General features: G+C 68.7%; 16 protein-coding genes. 9 read left to right on the forward strand and 7 right to left on the reverse strand.

The genetic code is table 11. The annotated features are described in order from the left end of the window. Nucleotides 1-14: 14 nt before the first annotated feature. From PKE84_RS01485 to PKE84_RS01495, 3 genes are all read left to right on the forward strand, one after another. Complete coding sequence (locus PKE84_RS01485; RefSeq protein ID WP_271175423.1) at nt 15-1067, forward strand: hypothetical protein; 1053 nt, start codon at nt 15-17, stop codon at nt 1065-1067. 65 nt (nt 1068-1132) lie between these two features. Then, complete coding sequence (locus PKE84_RS01490; RefSeq protein ID WP_271175424.1) at nt 1133-1612, forward strand: SRPBCC family protein; 480 nt, start codon at nt 1133-1135, stop codon at nt 1610-1612. Continuing rightward, nucleotides 1609-1926: an ArsR/SmtB family transcription factor gene (locus PKE84_RS01495; RefSeq protein WP_271175425.1), complete on the forward strand. Its 318-nt coding sequence runs from the start codon at nt 1609-1611 to the stop codon at nt 1924-1926. Before PKE84_RS01490 ends, PKE84_RS01495 begins: the two co-directional genes overlap by 4 nt. Before the next feature lie 91 nt (nt 1927-2017). Here the strand turns inward: PKE84_RS01495 and PKE84_RS01500 are convergent, their stop codons facing one another. Next, on the reverse strand, nt 2018-2740 hold the full coding sequence (locus PKE84_RS01500) for a TetR/AcrR family transcriptional regulator (protein WP_271175426.1): 723 nt from the start codon (nt 2738-2740) through the stop codon (nt 2018-2020). Nucleotides 2741-2913: 173 nt separating this feature from the next. Here PKE84_RS01500 and PKE84_RS01505 point away from each other — a divergent pair, with 173 nt between their 5' ends. The 3 genes from PKE84_RS01505 to dinB all read left to right on the forward strand — a co-directional run bounded on the left by PKE84_RS01505 (nt 2914) and on the right by dinB (nt 6603). Beyond that, complete coding sequence (locus PKE84_RS01505) at nt 2914-4425, forward strand: MFS transporter (protein ID WP_309297479.1); 1512 nt, start codon at nt 2914-2916, stop codon at nt 4423-4425. A 102-nt stretch (nt 4426-4527) separates the two neighbouring features. Continuing rightward, on the forward strand, nt 4528-5064 hold the full coding sequence (locus PKE84_RS01510) for a putative immunity protein (RefSeq protein WP_271175427.1): 537 nt from the start codon (nt 4528-4530) through the stop codon (nt 5062-5064). Between the two features lie 342 nt (nt 5065-5406). Further along, on the forward strand, nt 5407-6603 hold the full coding sequence (dinB, locus tag PKE84_RS01515) for a DNA polymerase IV (protein ID WP_271175428.1): 1197 nt from the start codon (nt 5407-5409) through the stop codon (nt 6601-6603). A 27-nt stretch (nt 6604-6630) separates the two neighbouring features. Here dinB and PKE84_RS01520 read toward each other — a convergent pair whose 3' ends face one another. The 4 genes from PKE84_RS01520 to PKE84_RS01535 all read right to left on the reverse strand — a co-directional run bounded on the left by PKE84_RS01520 (nt 6631) and on the right by PKE84_RS01535 (nt 11062). Continuing rightward, nucleotides 6631-6975, reverse strand: coding sequence for a LysR family transcriptional regulator (locus PKE84_RS01520; RefSeq protein WP_271175429.1), 345 nt, complete (start codon nt 6973-6975; stop codon nt 6631-6633). Nucleotides 6976-7073: 98 nt separating this feature from the next. Beyond that, on the reverse strand, nt 7074-8792 hold the full coding sequence (locus PKE84_RS01525; protein ID WP_271175430.1) for a SulP family inorganic anion transporter: 1719 nt from the start codon (nt 8790-8792) through the stop codon (nt 7074-7076). 60 nt (nt 8793-8852) lie between these two features. Further along, complete coding sequence (locus PKE84_RS01530) at nt 8853-9470, reverse strand: dihydrofolate reductase family protein (RefSeq protein ID WP_271175431.1); 618 nt, start codon at nt 9468-9470, stop codon at nt 8853-8855. 26 nt (nt 9471-9496) lie between these two features. After that, a complete protein-coding gene (locus PKE84_RS01535; RefSeq protein ID WP_271175432.1) occupies nt 9497-11062 on the reverse strand; it encodes a hypothetical protein in 1566 nt (521 codons plus the stop codon). A 157-nt stretch (nt 11063-11219) separates the two neighbouring features. Here PKE84_RS01535 and PKE84_RS01540 point away from each other — a divergent pair, with 157 nt between their 5' ends. Next, on the forward strand, nt 11220-13967 hold the full coding sequence (locus tag PKE84_RS01540; RefSeq protein WP_271175433.1) for a helix-turn-helix transcriptional regulator: 2748 nt from the start codon (nt 11220-11222) through the stop codon (nt 13965-13967). 121 nt (nt 13968-14088) lie between these two features. Here PKE84_RS01540 and PKE84_RS01545 read toward each other — a convergent pair whose 3' ends face one another. Then, nucleotides 14089-14253 (reverse strand): hypothetical protein, encoded by a 165-nt coding sequence (locus tag PKE84_RS01545; RefSeq protein WP_271175434.1) that lies wholly within the window; start codon nt 14251-14253, stop codon nt 14089-14091. Nucleotides 14254-14345: 92 nt separating this feature from the next. On the opposite strand from PKE84_RS01545, the gene PKE84_RS01550 reads away from it, so the two are divergent. Further along, on the forward strand, nt 14346-15023 hold the full coding sequence (locus tag PKE84_RS01550) for a response regulator transcription factor (RefSeq protein ID WP_271175754.1): 678 nt from the start codon (nt 14346-14348) through the stop codon (nt 15021-15023). A gap of 112 nt (nt 15024-15135) precedes the next feature. Here the strand turns inward: PKE84_RS01550 and PKE84_RS01555 are convergent, their stop codons facing one another. Then, a complete protein-coding gene (locus PKE84_RS01555) occupies nt 15136-15432 on the reverse strand; it encodes a hypothetical protein (protein ID WP_271175435.1) in 297 nt (98 codons plus the stop codon). An 80-nt stretch (nt 15433-15512) separates the two neighbouring features. Between PKE84_RS01555 and PKE84_RS01560 the strand changes: the two genes are divergently transcribed. After that, nucleotides 15513-16085 (forward strand): TetR/AcrR family transcriptional regulator, encoded by a 573-nt coding sequence (locus PKE84_RS01560; protein WP_271175436.1) that lies wholly within the window; start codon nt 15513-15515, stop codon nt 16083-16085. Nucleotides 16086-16403: the final 318 nt, after the last annotated feature.

The raw sequence follows: 16403 nt of genomic DNA on the forward strand, positions 1-16403 counted from the left end.
GCTAAGGTTGGCCCGTGCCCGAGACCTCGCCCGCCTCCGTCGACCTCTCCGCCCTCTCGAGCCCGGTCTCGAAAGACGAGGCCGCGCAGTTCCGCAGCGCAGCGCGCGCATCCGGCGGCCGGTGGCCATCGCCCGGGATGCCGTTCATCGTGCTCATCGCGTGGATCCTCGCCGCGATCGTCGTGCTCGGCGTGCTGCTGCCGTCGCTCGCCGACGCGAATCCGGTCGGCGCCGTCGTCGCCCTGCTCGTGGCCGCCGCCATCGTCGTCGGGCTCATCACCGCCCGGATCGTCACCTCGCGACAGCGCTGGGCAACCTGGCTGCGGCTCGACCGTTTCGCCCGCGCCAACGGGATGGTCTTCACCGCTCAGGCCGACGCCCCCGCCTATCCGGGTTCGATCTTTCAGGTGGGCACGGAGCGCATCCTCCTGAACCGGCTCACGACGGCCGCGGGCAACCCGGGGCGCTTCACCGACCTGGCCACCTATCGCTACGTGACCGGGTCCGGAAAATCCCGCGAGGTGCACACCTGGGGCTACCTCGCCATCCGACTCGACCACACGCTCCCCCACATCGTGCTGGATGCGCGTAGCAACAATGGACTCTTCGGCGCGACGAACCTGCCTGCCGAGTTCTCCCGGTCGCAGAGGCTCTCGCTCGAAGGCGACTTCGACCGCTACTTCACGCTGTATTGCCCGAAGGACTACGAGCGCGACGCCCTCTACCTGCTCACTCCGGATCTGATGGCGCTGCTGATCGACGAGGCGCAGGACTTCGACGTCGAGATCGTCGACGACTGGATGTTCGTCTACTCCATGCAGGCACTTGAGCTGTCGTCCCCGGGCGTCGCGCGCCGGATGTTCCGCATCCTGTCGACCGTCGGGGCGAAGGCGACCGGCCGCGCGGAGCGGTACGGAGACGACCACGCCGGCTCCGTCGCCGGCGTGGTCGTCGCACCCGGCGGACGTCGACTTCGTCGCGCCTTTCCGGCGCTCGGGCTCGTGGTCGCTGCGGTCATCGCCCTGTGGTGGCTCGTGCCTCTGTTGTGGGGTCAAATGCAACCTTAGGGTTGCATGTGCTTCTGAATGGTGCAACTATGTGGTTGCAGCATTCAACCGAAAGGACCAGAATCATGACCGTGACCTCCAACGAACCCTCCGTCGTCGACGCCGGCGAATTCACCGTGCGCCGCACCATCGGAATCGCCGCGCCGCTCGAGAAGGTGTGGGCCGCCATCACCGAACCGGCGCTCATCTCCCAGTGGTTCCCGCAGCGGGCGACACTCGACGGCTCCGGCGCGGGCGCCACGGGCGTCTTCAGCTGGGACGACTACGGCGACGTGCCATTCGTGATCGAAGAGCTCGACGAGCCCCGGATGATCGCCTACCGCTGGGGCAACTCGGACCCGGCCGGCGCCGCGCAGGTCGACCGCGACCACTCCACCGTGTTCCGCTTCACCGTGGAGCCGCTCGACGACGGCGGCACCCGCCTGACGGTCGTCGAGACCGGCTTCGACACTCTGGCCGACCCCGCCGCCGGCATGGAGAGCAACCGCGGCGGCTGGAACTCCGAGCTGGACGAGCTGGTCGCCTACCTCGAGGGCGGCGCGTGACCTCGACCACCCTCGTTCCCGTGTTCGCGGCTCTCGGCGACGAGACCCGCTGGAGCATCCTGGTGGCTCTCGGCGAGGGCGACGCGTCCGCGTCCGCCCTCGCCGGGCGCCTCCCGGTGACCCGGCAGGCCATCGCCAAGCACCTCGCCGTCTTGGAGGCGGCGGGGCTGGTGGAGTCCGTGCGGGTCGGCCGCGAACTGCGGTACCGCGTGCTCGGCGCGCAGCTGGCGGAGACGGCACGCCGCCTCGACGAGATCGGCGCCGAATGGGACCGCCGCCTCGCGGCGATCAAGCGGATCGCCGAGGGCTTGTAGCCGCGCGCGGCTGGCCATCCTCGCGAGAGGTGCCGAATGTGCGCCATTCCACCCGAATGGCGCACATTCGGCACCTCTCGCGCGCTCGGGTTCAGGCGAGGTTGGCGAGGAGCTGGCCGACGGTGAAGTCGAAGCGCTCGTGGCCGGTGCCCGAGGTCAGCTCGGCAGCGTAGCGCCGCGTCTGCGGGAACCGGTCGGCGGGCAGCGCGGTGAAGCGGCGCACCACCTCGTCGCGCTCCTCGCGGGTGACGAACCAGGCGTCCTCCTCGTGCCCCCTCCGCTGCGAGACCAGCGAGAGTTCCAGCGCGTAGACGCCCACGTAGAGGAAGAGGGCGTCGATCGTCCATGCCGCCTCGTGCGGTTCGACGCCGCCCGCGATAAGGATGGCCAGCATCCCTTCGTTGATCCGCAGCACGTCGAGATTGGTCACGATCATGGACAGCGCCGCACGCGAGACGCCCGGGTACGCCAGGTACTGATCACGCAGTTGCGCGCAGACGTCGGCGATCTGCTCACGCCAGGTGTCGGAGTCCGGCTCGGGCAGCACCAGCTGGTTGCAGAGCCGGCCGATGATCAGCTCGTCGATGTCGGCCTTGTTGACCACGTGCGCGTAGAGCGAGGCCGGACCCGTATCGAGCAGAGCCGCGACGCTCCGCATGGTCAGAGCGTCGTAGCCCTGGGTGGCGACGATCTCGAGTGCGGCATCCGTGATGCGCTCGACGGTGATCGGCTGCTTGCGGGGCGCCTCCGCCACGGCGGCGTCGCCTGACGGGGCGTGGCGGGCGGCGCGGCGCTGTTTCGGATCGGCGGACATGGTGCTCAGTCTAGCTTGACACGAACGCTGTTCCAAGCGTATAACTGTGTTCGTACTCAACGAACAGTGTTCGTTCACGACTTCCGACATCGCCGCCCTCTGTATCTCGAAGCCCGGCGCGTGTCGCGCATCCACACGCCGACTTCCCCCCTCACCCTCCGGAAGGAGCGCCCATGAGCGCCCACCGTCACGACGACCTCCCCCAGTCCCCCCGTTCACCCCAGTCCACGCATTCGCCCCAGTCCGCTCGACCGCCGCAGCCCCGCCGCTCGCCGCAGTCCCTGCGCGAGGCGTGGCTGGCCCTGACCGGCCTGTCCGCCGTCTTCCTCTTCGAGATGCTGGACAACTCCATCCTGAACGTCGCCCTGCCGACGATCGGACGCGACCTGCACGCGTCGACCATCGCTCTGCAGTGGGTGACCGGCGCCTACGCCGTCGTGTTCGGCGGCCTGATGCTGGTCTTCGGCGCGATCGCCGACCGGTTCGGCCGCCGGCGGATCATGCTGCTCGGGCTGACGCTGCTCGGCATCGCTAGCCTGGCGACCGCCTTCGTCACGACCGCCGAGGAACTGATCATCGTGCGCGCCGCCATGGGTGTCGCCGCGGCGATGACCACCCCCGGATCCATGGCGCTGGCCTTCCGCCTCTTCGACACGGAGAGCCTGCGCGTGCGCGCACTGACCGTCATCACGACCGTCGGACTCGTCGGCCTCGCGATCGGCCCGACTGTCGGCGGCCTCGTGCTCGCGATCGCTCCGTGGCAGGTGCTGCTGCTCGTGAACGTTCCGGTCGCCATCCTGGCGATCATCGGCGTGCGTTTCGGCATCGCCGCGGACGACGCCGCCGACCTGCACCGTGATCCCGTGGATGTCGCGGGCGCCGTGCTGGGCACCGCGACGATCGTGCTCGCCCTCATCGCGCCGACGCTCTTCGTGAACGAGGGCGCCGGCTCGTGGGTGCCGTGGACCGTCACCGCGGCCGCCGTCGTCGCCGCGGTGCTCTTCGTGATCCGGGAGCGCACGGCACGCCATCCGCTGCTCGATCTCGCACTCATCGGCCGCCCGCTCGTCGCCAGCGGCCTGGCTTTCAAGGCCGCCGCCGGACTCGCGACCGCCGGCATGGGCTACCTGGTCACCCTGCAGTTGCAGCTCGCGTGGGGGTGGCCGCCCGCGCTGGCCGCGCTCGGGATGCTCCCCCAGGTCATCGTGCTCGTCGCCGCCGGCCCCTTCATCAACCCCTTCGTCGAACGCGTCGGCCTCGAGCGGTCCGCGTGGATCAGCGCGATCGCGGTCGTCGCCGGCCTCGCCGTCTACACGTTGCTCGGCGGCTCCGGCTACGTCTGGGTCGCACTCTCACTCGCGCTCGTGGCGGCCGGGATGCGCGTGGTCGGCGTCGTCGCCGGCGTCAACGTGCTCCGCGGCCTCCCCGAGAACCGCACCACTATCGGTGCCGCCCTGGTCGACACCGCGACCGAGGTCTCGTCGGGCGTCGGCCTCGCCGTGACGGGCACGATCCTCGCGGCCCTCTTCACCGGGGACATCGCCTCGGCGCACTGGAGCTCGCAGCAGGCGGCGGAGTTCCAGGCCGCTGTGACGATCGCCGGGGCGACGCTGACCGTCGTGGCCGGTGTGCTCGTCGGGTGGGCGATCGTACGATCGCGGAGGGCCGCAGCGCGCGCCGGATAGCCGCGTGCCCGACGGCGGGAAGCGCGTAGCATCCGGAGACGGAATCGATCGCCGACACATCGCTGTCGCAGTCGAGTACGGGCCGGATGCGAGGATGCTGTCATGCCGTCCTCCCAGTCACTGAGCGAGGCCGATCGCCGTCTGGTCGCGACGTGGGCGGCGGACTGCGCTGAGCGCGTCCTGGTCGTGTTCGAGACAGAGGCTCCGAACGACGATCGACCACGGGACGCCATCGCCCGCACGCGTGCGTTTGCCCGGGGCGAACTCGATGCTGCCGGTGAGATCCGGCGGCGCTTTGTCGCCGGCCGGGCCGCGCAAGCCGTGAGCTCTCCCGCTGCCGTGGCGGCTGCGCGAGCGGCCGCACAAGCCGCTGGCGTCGCTCACATGGGCGCGCACGCTCTCGGCGCGGCTGCGTACGCCGCGAAGGCCGCCGGCCTGGCCGCTCCCGACCAGTCCACCGCCGTCGCCGGCGAGATCGCCTGGCAACTCGACCACATGAGCCCTGAGGTGAGGGCCGCGCTTCGGCAGCTGCCCCCACTCGGTGAGGACTCGGCGGGGCCACTGGGCCCCGGACTGCTCACGTCGGGCGTCCTCGGCTCGACCATCCGCACGATTCAGGCAGCCGTCGCCGCCTCGTGATCTAGTCGGACGTCACGCGATCGTGATTGACCCCGGATCTCGGCCCCGAGTTCCCAGGGCGCACGTCATGCGGCGGCCAAGTGACCAGCAAGAAGGCCGAGATCGGGCCGAAGAAGAACGTCAGCACGAACCAGCTCCACGCGGACCGGTTTCGCGTTCTCGCATAGCCGCCCGCCAGGATCGCGACCGTCAACCAGAGCGCTGAGACCAAGGGCGTGATCGAAGAGTCCACCATTTTCCGTACGCTATCACCGGCGCGGCCCGTTCCGTCGACACCCACCACCTCCGGTGTCCGCGGTCCGTGCGACCATTCACTCGACGAGCGAGTGAGCGGAGGCGGGCATGCGGGGCGAGGCGACCGTGCTGCACGCCGACCTCGACGCGTTCTACGCCTCGGTCGAGCAGCGCGACGCACCCGCGCTGCGCGGCCGCCCGGTCATCGTCGGCGGCGGCGTGGTGCTGGCGGCGAGCTACGAGGCGAAGGCTCGGGGCGTGCGCACCGCGATGGGCGGCCGGCAGGCGCGCGACCTGTGCCCGGAGGCCGTTGTCGTCTCGCCGCGCATGGACGCGTATTCCACGGCGAGCAAGGACGTGTTCGCGATCTTCCGCGATACGACGCCGCTCGTGGAGGGGCTGTCGATCGACGAGGCGTTCCTCGAGGTCGGCGGGCTCCGGCGCATCGCGGGCACGCCCGAGCAGATCGCGATGCGCCTGCGGGAGCGAGTTCGGGCCGAGGTCGGTCTCGCCATCTCGGTCGGGATCGCGCGGACCAAGTTCCTCGCCAAGGTCGCGAGCGCGGTGAGCAAACCGGATGGGCTGCTCGTGGTCGAACCCGACCGGGAACAGGAGTTCCTGCTCCCGCTTCCGGTGGAAAGACTGTGGGGTGTCGGCGCCGTCACCGCGGAGAAGCTGCACCGGCTCGGCATCCGGTATGTCGGTCAGCTGGCGGAACTCGAAGAGGCGACGGCAGAACGGCTGCTCGGCAAGGCGACCGGCGCGCACCTGCACGCGCTGGCCCGGCTGCGGGATCCACGCCCGGTCGACACCACGAAGCGCCGCGGGTCCATCGGCTCCCAACGTGCGCTCGGAAGCCACCCGCGCACGGCCGAGGAGCTCGACCTCATCCTCACCCAGATCGTCGATCGGCTCGCCCGCCGGCTCCGCGACGGTGACCGCACCTGCCGCACCATCGTGCTGCGCCTCCGCTTCGGCGACTTCGCCAGAGCCACGCGGTCGCGCACGCTCGGCTTCCCGTCAGACAGGACCTCCGTGCTGCTCACGATCGCCCGAAGCCTCCTCGCTGCGGCCCTCCCCGAGGTCACGGAACGCGGCATCACGCTCATCGGCATCTCGCTGTCGCAGCTGGGACGGTCCGACAGTTTCCAGCCCGAGCTGCCGATCGACTGGGAGGACGGGGCGCGCCTCGACACGGTGCTCGACGCCGTCCGCGATCGCTTCGGTGCGACATCCGTCGCTCGCGCCGCCCAACTCGGTCGCGACCCCGGCTGGTCGACCCCGCTGCTGCCCGAACACGAATGACGCGAGCCCATCCGGCGGCGAACGGGGCTAGCGGCCCTGGCGCTTCTTGAACGGCTTCGGCTGCCCCTTCACAGCGGGGGCGCGACCCTTGCCCTTCGAGGCTTTCGCCTTGCCGCCGGCCGGCTTGACCGGCTTCTCGACCGTGACGGGTGTCGCGGCGATCTCGTCCCGCGCCGTGACAAGAAACAGTTCTCCCGCCTTGGTCAGACGAGTGGTGGGCTCGCGGATGACTAGTGGAGTCCCCACCTCGTCTTCGAGCTTCGAAATCGACGAGTAGAGCGAGGCGAGCGGGATGTTCAGAGCGCGTGCTGCACGTGGAAAGTGCAGCTCCTCGGCCACGGCGACGAACCGGACGAGCAGGGTGATGTTCATCCGCGGGACGTCCCGGTGCTGAACCAGTTCTTTGCCATCCCCCAAGACTAGGACGTCCACCGGCGGGCCCGGCCGGCTCAGTGCGTCCCAGCAGCCGACTAGCTCTGGCCTTCGCGTCGCCGTTTCGCGTCGGCCTGTTCCGCCTCGACCGCCCGGTGGATGTTGCCGTGGATGTGGTCCGCCCCGATCAGGTCGATCACACCATCGCGCTCGAGCACGGCGCGGGGCGACGGCTTCAACCGGGTGAGGCGGAGATTCACACCGGCATCGCGGGCGAGAGCCACGACATCCGTCAGCTTGGCCGCGCCCTGCGAGTCGATGAAGTTGATGCCCCCGCAGTCGATCACGATCCCGGTCAGTTCCGGGTTGGCGTGAATGACCTCCCGCAGATGGTCCTCCAGGGCATCGGCCGTGGCGAAGAAGAGGCCGCCGTCGAACCGGACCACTGCCACCCCGGGCACGATCTCGTCGCCGGGGAACGCGTCGACCTCGCGGAAGACCTGGGTGCCCCGCTCGCGACCGAGGGTCGGCATCTCCGGATGCGTGGCCACCGCGACCAGCCAGGCCAGCGACAGCCCGATCCCGATGATCACTCCGGCGAGCACGCCGAACACCAGTGTTGCGAGGAGGGCGACGATCGCGATCCAGAAGTCGACCTTCTTCACCCGGAAGAGCCGCCGCATCTCCGGAAGGTCCATCATCCCCATCACGACGGCCTCGATGATCAGCGCCCCGAGCACCGCCTTCGGCAGGTTCGAGAACAGTGGCGCCAGAAACAGCAGCGTGAGCAGCACCGTGACGCCCGAGGTCAGGGAGGCCACTCCGGTCTTCGCGCCGGAGCGGTCGTTCAACGAACTCGCGGACAGGCTGGTCGAGACGGGCATCCCTTTGAACAGCCCAGCGGCGATGTTGGCCAGCGACTGTGCGACCGACTCCTGGTTGATGTCGATCTGGTAGCGGTGCTTCGCCGCGAACGTGCGCGCATCGCCCGCGGTCTGCGAGAAGCCGATCATCACCAGCGCCACCGCGGCGAGCGCAACGGTTCCCGAGTGCTCCCACAGCTGCTGGAGATCCGGGACCTCCAGCGACGGCAGTCCGCGCGGCACGTCGCCCACCAGGGCCACGCCCTTGGTCCCGAGGTCGAACAGCGCCGCCGCGATCAGTCCACCCACCACGAGCACGAGCGCGCCCGGCACCCGTGGTGCGATCGCTCGGAGCCCGAAGACGACGACCAACGAGATCACGCCGACCAGCACCGTCGTCCCGTGCGCGTCGCCGAGGGTTCCGAACCAGGACCACAGTTCCTGGATGGGGTTGGCGCCGGTGGTCTTCGTGCCGGTGAGCTTGGGCAGTTCCCCGATCACGACATCGATCGCGGCACCGAAGAGGAAGCCGGTGACCACCGCACGCGACAGGAACTGCGCGATCCAGCCCATCTTGAACACGGCGAGAAGCAGAAACAGGATGCCCGACGCCAGCGTGATCCCGGCGACGAACGATGCGACATCCTGCTCGCCCGTGATGCCCGCCGCGAGCACGGCACTTGCGGCCACCGCCGCCAGGCCCGAACTCGGACCCATCGAGATCTGCCGCGAGGTTCCGAAGATCGCGTACGCCAGGGCGCCGGCGGCCGCCGCGTAGAGGCCGTTCTGCAGCGGAATGCCCGCGATCCCGGCGTACCCGAGGTTCTTCGGCACGATGAGGGCGGCGACGGTGACCCCGGCGATCAGGTCGCCGCGCAGCCACGAGCGGTCATAGTTGCGGAGCTGCCCGATGATCGGGACCCGAGCGAGTCCTCGCCGCTGCGCCTTGGCCATGGGCCAGTCTTGCGCAACGGCGGCGGTTGCGCCAGAGGTCGAACCCCGCATCAGGCGATGTCAGGCTGACGCCGACTCGTCGACGACGTCGTAGGTCACGTGCGTCGCCCGCGGAGAAACGATGACCTCCCGTTGCACCAGCGCGCTCCTCCCCCCGAGGGTGAAGAGCCGGGTGCCGGCCCCCACCAGCAACGGTGAGTAGTGGATGCGCAGCTCGTCCACCAGCCCGTCCGCGAGGCATTGATCCACGACGTTCGCGCCGCCCATGACGACGACGTCCTTGTCGCCGGCCGCCTCGCCCGCAACCCGGACGGCCTCGGCGACGCCGCCGGTGACGAACCGGAACCGCGAAGCGAGACGCACCTTCTCCGGCGGTTCGTGGGTGACGACGAAGCACGGAGGGGCGACCGACTGGTCTTGGTCGTAACCGTAGCCGACGTCGTCGTTCCAGCCATCCGGGCCGTCGACGACGTCGAAGAGCCGGCGGCCGAGAATGACAGCGCCCGTGCTCTCGTAGGAGCGGGCGAGCACCTCGTCGTCGATCGGCGATCGAGGCTCTTCGAGCACCCAGGCGTGGATGCCCTCCCCGTGGGTGCCGAGTCCGTTGGTGGGCCCGGCGTCGGGTCCCGTGACGTAGCCGTCGACCGAGATGGAAATGTCGGCGATCACTCTGCTCATGATGTTCCTCCTACCTGTCGTTCGTGTCAGCGCGCGTCAGTCGCGTCGCGCTCGTCAGTCGCGTCGTGCTCGTCAGTCGCAGAAGTGCGCGACAGGTACAGCACGGCGGGCCCGGTCGCGATCGGCGACGTGAATTCGACCACGCCAGCCGAGCCGTCCACCGTCAGTCCGTCCGCCGGCACGGTCTCGCGACGGTCGATTCCGAACCACTCCACCTCATAGGTACCCGGGGCGAGCTCGATCGTGAAGGCGTCGGCGGCACTGTCCGCCTGGAGCACGAGGTACTCGACGCCAGGGTTGACCAGTGCGAAGCCGTCCGAGCCGACATCCGTCACCGGCCGCATGTCGACCAGCCCGACCCGCTCCGCGAACCGGCGGGTGTCTCCCATCGCCCACCGTGCGGGCTCATACGCCTCGAACGGCGGCACGCCCGTGTCGGCCGGTTCCGCACCGGTCGGTTCGAGCCCCGCGATGAGCCCGTAGTCCATCAGGATCGGGTGGTGACCGCGCAGGAACGTCTTCCACGCCCAGAGCGCGTCGCCCTGCCCGGGCGCGTAGTGGTCGGTGTCGCTGATGACGACCTTCGTCCCGTCCGCGACGGGAGGGTCGACGTACCAGTGGGACGGCGGGGATCCCGGCGCCATCGGGTGTCCCCCGTCGGCGAAGATCTCGTCGTCGTAACCGGGCGAGATCCATTCGGCGCGACTTTCGAGCAGCGGATCATTGACCGCGGTCTGCACCGCGACGGGAAACTGCATCGTCATGCCGATCGGATGCGCCTCGTAGCCGTGCGCCTGCTCGTGCTGCTTGACCAGGTCGATCACCCGGTACTGCCAGTCGGTCGTGTCTCCCCAGCGCGGCGCCGTGTCCATGCCGAGGAATCCCGCGAACTCGTCGGTGACGGTTCCACCACCGGCGGACTCGTTGGCCACCTCCCACAGCACATTGGGGAGGTCGTGGAGCGAGTCGACGACCCTCCTGATGTACGCATCCTGAATCGACTGGATGCGCGGGTCGAGCGGCAGCACCTGCAGGTCGTCGATGGAGGCGGCCTCGATGCCGTTGACGTTGTTGTTCTTGTGGAACGGGTGCCCTTCGATGTGGTCCGGCGCGGGGCTGAGGTGGAGAGCCCAGCCGTCGAAGAGCATGACGCCGACGTAGATGCCGGCTTCGCCGGCCGCGACGACACGGTCGCGCAGCCGCTGGAAATAGGCGTCGTCGAGTCGGTCGAGGTCGAAGCGCGGCTTGCCGTCCTTCGCGACGCCCGCGCCGGTGCGCTGCCACGGCTGCGGGCTCATGTTCAGGTGATAGTTGCCACCGGCGGCTTGCGACAGGAACTGCTCCCACCGCCACAGGCGGATGAAGTTGTGGCCACGTCGCCGCAGGAATTCGAGGTAGGCGTCGTAGTCCATCCGCTCCGGTTCATCCGGTCCTTCGCGGCCCGGCCCCATGCCATCCTGCAGGTTGTTCCAGATGTGAGAACCGGTGAGGTAGACCGCGCGCCCGGCATCGGGTCCGGATGCGGGAGTGAAGTACCGCGGGTTCCGCTCTGAGACGACGAGTGGTCCCGTCGCCATCCGTGTGGTCGTCATGGTCGTCATGGTCGTCTGCTCCGTTCGTGCGATGAATCGCTCTGGAACGAGTCTCGTGAGAGCGGCCGGCGCGAACATCGGCCACCTGGCCGATCCTTGCGCGCGGGTGGCCGATGCGGCAATGGTGGGCGCCGGGCTCGCGTGGCAGTGTTGTCCCATGAACGCCAGCGACGATCACTCGATGCGCTCGCCGACGGCTCGGACGAACGTGCCCGGCGTTCCGCGGACACGTTTCGTCGGACGCACGCAGGAGCTCGAACTGGTGTCGGGACTGTTGGAGCGCAATCGCCTCGTGACCCTCACCGGACCGGGCGGCGCCGGCAAGACGCGGCTGGCCGTGGAGGTCGCGACGAGCGAGGCGTCGCGCGGTGCAGATGGCGCGTACTGGGTAGACCTGTCGACTCTGGCGGACGGCTCTCGGGTGGCCGAGGCGATCGCGCTCGCAGCGGGCGCCCCTGTGGTCGCGGACCAGCTCCGCGCGCTGAACGCTCACCTTGCCACGCGTGAGTGCCTGCTGTGCATCGACAATGCCGAGCACCTCCTCTCGGGCGTCGCGGATGCGGTGGCTGCGGTGCTGCAGGAGTGTCCCGAGGTGCACGTGCTTGTCACCAGCCGTGAACCGCTCGGGCTGGCGGGCGAGGTCGTGTCGGGAGTTCCTCCGCTCGCCGACGAGGATGCCGTCGAGTTGTTCGTCGATCGCGCCCGGCTTGCGCAGCCGGCATTCGCCCTGGACAGCGCCTCCGAGCCGGCGATCCGTTCCATCGCTGCGCATCTCGACGGCATCCCCCTCGCTCTCGAGCTCGCGGCTGCGTGGATGCGCACCCTTTCGCCGCAGCAGGTGGAGGCCGGGCTGGACGATCGCTTCGCCTTGCTGGTGCGGGGCCCGCGTGGTGCTCAGCGCCGGCAGCTCACGTTGGCGGGGTCGATCGACTGGAGCTACGCGCTGCTGGACGAGGCCGACCGTGCCGTGCTGCGTCGCCTCTCGGTGTTCGCCGGGTCGTTCGGTCTCGACGCCGCCCAGTATCTCTGCGCCGGTGGCGGTCTGACCGGGGCGGAGACCCTGCTGGCCATCGGGCGGCTGGTCGACAAGTCGCTGATCGTTGCCGAGCGGCGGGACGGTGACGTGCGCTACCGGCTCTTGGAGACCATCCGCGCCTATGCGACGGCGCGTGCCATCGAGGCGAAGGACCGCGGCCTCGCGTGTGCGCGTCAGCTTGCGTGGTGTCTCGATTACGTGCAGGCCGCTGAGCTCGATCGCGAGCAGGACACCGACCGGTGGCGCGCGGCGCTGGCAATCGAGTACGACAATCTCGTTTCTGCACTGGAGTTCGGGCTCGCCGCTGACGATCCGACCGAGGGCCGCCGGCTCGCGGCCCTGCTCGCCTGGTTCTGGCATTTCGACCACCGCGGACGCGAGGGCCTCACCGTTCTTCGGCGGGCGATCGAACGCGCCCCGGATGAGCGGTCGCTGCTGCAGGCGAGGCTGCTGACCGGCTTCGCCCTCGTCGCCGACACCGCCGGACCGCTCGACGTCGAGTACGACGCCGCTTCCCGCGCCCTGGCGCTGGCCGACGAGCTCGGCGACGACGAGCTGCGCGCGCTCTGCCTGAACCTGCTGGCCGTCGGAGCGTTCTACGTGGATTTCGATGCGGCCTGGCGCCTGTGCGAGCAGGCTCACGAGGCTGCCGCCTCCAGCGGAGACGTGTTCGTGCAAGGCGGATCGCGCGCCCTTCAGTCGATGATCCTGCACCTCCGCGACCGGCATCCCGAAGCCGAGTCGCTGGCGGACGCGGCCGTGCTGCAGGCGCTGCGCTTTCACCCCGGGATCCTCTCGACACTGCTCACGTACCAGGCGGATGGCGCGCTTGCGTGCGGTGACCCCGTCCGCGCGGAGGCGCTGGCCCAGGAGGCACTGCTCACCGCTGAGCCTCTCGGCGACTATCTGCGTCTCGGCTTCGCCCGCTCGGTGCTCGCGGAGATCATCGCCCTCCGCGGCGACCTGGCTCGTGCCGCAGAGGTGCTCGACCCGATCACGAGCCTGGCGGAGAAGGCCGACGTCTTCGTCCCAGGCCTCGATCACTCGGCGGCCTTGCTCGCTTCGCTCACCGGTGACTCGGCGTCGGCCATCCGGTGGCTGCAGCGCTCCGCGGACTCGACGGAGCGCGGCACTCCCACCTGGATCGCGGGGCGTGCGCTTCCCCGGCTCGGCGCGGCTCTCGCGGACGCGGGCCGAGTGGACGAAGCGGCGACCATCCTGGATAAGGCCGTCGAGGTGTGCCGCCAGTTGCAGCTCCCCGGCGCCCTCGCCGAGGCCCTGTTCGCTCAGGCCGAACTGGCCGCGCACGAAGCCGACGGCCTGGTCCGTGCCGCCGAACTCCACCATGAGGCGTTGACGATCCGCGTCGACCACGGCCTCGTCACCGCTCAGCTCGACAGCCTCGAAGCTCTGGCGAGCATCGGCTCGCGCATCAAAGCCACGCCGGATGGCGTCCGTCTGTTGCACGCGGCGCAATCCGCGCGGGAGCGGATCGGGATCGCTCGTTCAGCGGCGCAGCAAGCCGCGTACGACGAGACGGTTGCACGACTTCGTCCCGTCCTCGGCGACGAGGTTTTCGAGGATGCCGCCGCCGAAGGGGCGCTGCTCCCCCTCAATCAGGCCGTGGCCTCTGCGCGGCGGATGCGCGGACGACGCAGTCGCCCGGTCGACGGCTGGGCGAGCCTCACCCCGACAGAGCTGCAGGTCGCCGCCACGGTCGCCGAAGGACTCAGTAACCCCCAGATCTCCGCTCGACTCTTCATCAGCAGAGGGACCGTGAAGACGCACCTCTCGCACATCTTCGCCAAGCTCGGCGTGGCCAACCGTGCTGAGCTCGCGGCGGTGGCCGCGACGCGGTCTGCTGTGTAAGGGTCTCAGGCCGCATCCATTGAGCTTTCGCGACCTGGACCGAAAATCGTGCTCTCCGAGACGGGGCGGCGGAGACGATCGAGGCCGACCGCTCCGCCTTCGCCGCGTTACGAAGAGCGTCTTAGACGCGTCGGCTTCCCGTGAGCATCCGGACCAGGAACACGATCGCAGCAATGACGAGCAGGACGATCCCGACCCAGAGCAGGAAGTTCAGCGAGGAGACGAAGCCTCCGGTGAACAACAGGATGATGGCGATCACAGCAATGACGATCAGAAGAATATTCATCAGACGACCCTTTCTGGTAGATGAGCTGACTCCTCTACGCAACCACTCGGCAGGGTGGGTCGCCTCACCCCTAGGGGTGTAATGTGACCGCCATGTCCGCAGCCCTCGCAGCAACGACGAAGCCGTTTACGATCGCGCTCGTGGACGACTATGACGTCGTGCTCCTCGGCTTGGCGCGCATGTTCGACGGCTACGGCGACAGACTCGAGGTCGTAGAAATCGACGCGAACGCCCCGTTGGCCGAGTCGATCGACGTCGTCCTGTACGACGCCTTCGCTCAACCCGAGTCCGGTCATTCGCAGATCGGCGAACTCGTGAAGAACCCACGCGCACGCCATGTCGTGGTGTACACGTGGAACTTCCATCCCGAACTCATCGAGAGCGCCCGCACTCAAGGCGTCCACGGCTACCTTTCGAAGACCCTCCCGGCCGCGGAGCTGGTCGCGGCCCTCGAGGCGGTGCATTCAGGGGACATGGTGGTGAGCGAGTCACCCGCACGCGCTCGCAGCGTTCAAGGACTCGATTGGCCTGGCAGGCAGGAAGGGATCACCGATCGCGAGTCCGAAATCCTCGCACTGATCACGCAAGGCAAAAGCAATGCGGCGGTTGCCGAGCTCACCTATCTCAGCCCCAACACGGTCAAGTCGCACATCCGGAGCATCTATCGCAAAATCGGAGCCGACAGCCGCACCCAGGCGGTTCTTTGGGGAGTCGACCACGGCTTCACCCCGGATCATCGACGGATCGAGCGCTGGGTGGAGACCCACTGACGAATGCGTCGGCTCGGGCCCGTCCGCGGGCGCACTGGCGAGGGGCCGGCACAGCGAAAAGGGCGCAGCGGATGCTGCGCCCCTTTTCGTCCGGCAGACGTGGTTGCTGCGGTCAGCGGCTGATGTATCCGCCGTCGGTGTCGTGCTCCAGCGTGTAGTAGCGGGTGCTGCCGGTCTGCGCCGAGAGTGCCCATGAGCGCTCGAAGCGTCCGGCGGTCGAGCCGTACTCGACGACGATGCGGTCTGCGGCAGTGGGGAGCAGGGCCGTCCACTGACGCGGCGAGCCGAGTCCTTCGGCCTGGAGCACGACCTGCGGGCCGGCTGCCTGGGGTCGGTTGGCGAGTTCTGCCAGCTGCGCGGCGTCGAGTCGGGTCTCGCTGATGGTGCGTGTGGTGAGTTCGACGTTCATTGGAACCTCCAAATATAAATAAACGTTTAGTTGTATGGTAGATCATGTCCACGGAAGATGGAAGAGGGAGGGCCGGATCGATGGCTAGACGGTACGACCGGGACGAGAGCGTCCGCCTGCTGCTGGAAGCGAGCGCCCAGGAGTTCGCGCGCCACGGCGTCGGGGGCGCGCGCATCGATCGGATTGCCGACCGTGCCGACGTCAACAAGGCATCGATCTACTCCTACATCGGCAACAAAGACGACCTATTCCAGGCGGCCCTGCAGACCAAGCTCGGGCAGCTGGCCGACAGGGTGGCGATCCAATCGGACGACCTCGCCGCGTATGCCGGCGACCTGTTCGACTTCCTCACGGCGGAGCCGGTCGTGGCGTGGCTGTTCGAGCAGGAGGGGCTGCACTACGGCACCAAGGATGTCCCGGCCCTCGCTGAGCGGTCCGGCTACTTCCGATCGCGAGTCGCCGCGGTGCGAGACGCTCTCGGCGGAGATGGCGACGCCGAAGCGATCTACTTCTCCATCATCGCGATGTGCTACTGGTATGTGGCGGCGCCACAGCTGGTCCGGATGGTGTTCGGCGATGTCGCTCCCGAGGAGGCCAAGGGCCGCTACCGCACCCACGTCGTGGCGACGGCGAAGGACATGGTCACTCGGTGAGGTTTCGGTAGGCGGCCCGCGGGTCGTCGCAGGTGACGTCCACCAGGGCAAGCGCCATTACTACGTGGATTCGTCCTGCGAATGGTGCGTCCTTGGCGGCCGCTGGCGGTGCGCGTGGAGCCGTCGTGGCGTATCAGGTGGTCGCCGGTCGCCCGCATTGTCGCCCCGCAATCATCCGCACCCCTGGAGGGACTCGAAAACTGCGACTAGGCTTTAATGGGCTGGTCAGAGCCACAAAATCCGCGGAATCTCGGCGCTTTTGGATCTCATGGAATCACTGAGATCTCACCGGATGTCGCTCAAGTGTGGGCAAAATGT

It is taken from the genome of Leifsonia poae (assembly GCF_027921845.1).
GTDB lineage: Bacteria > Actinomycetota > Actinomycetes > Actinomycetales > Microbacteriaceae > Leifsonia > Leifsonia poae.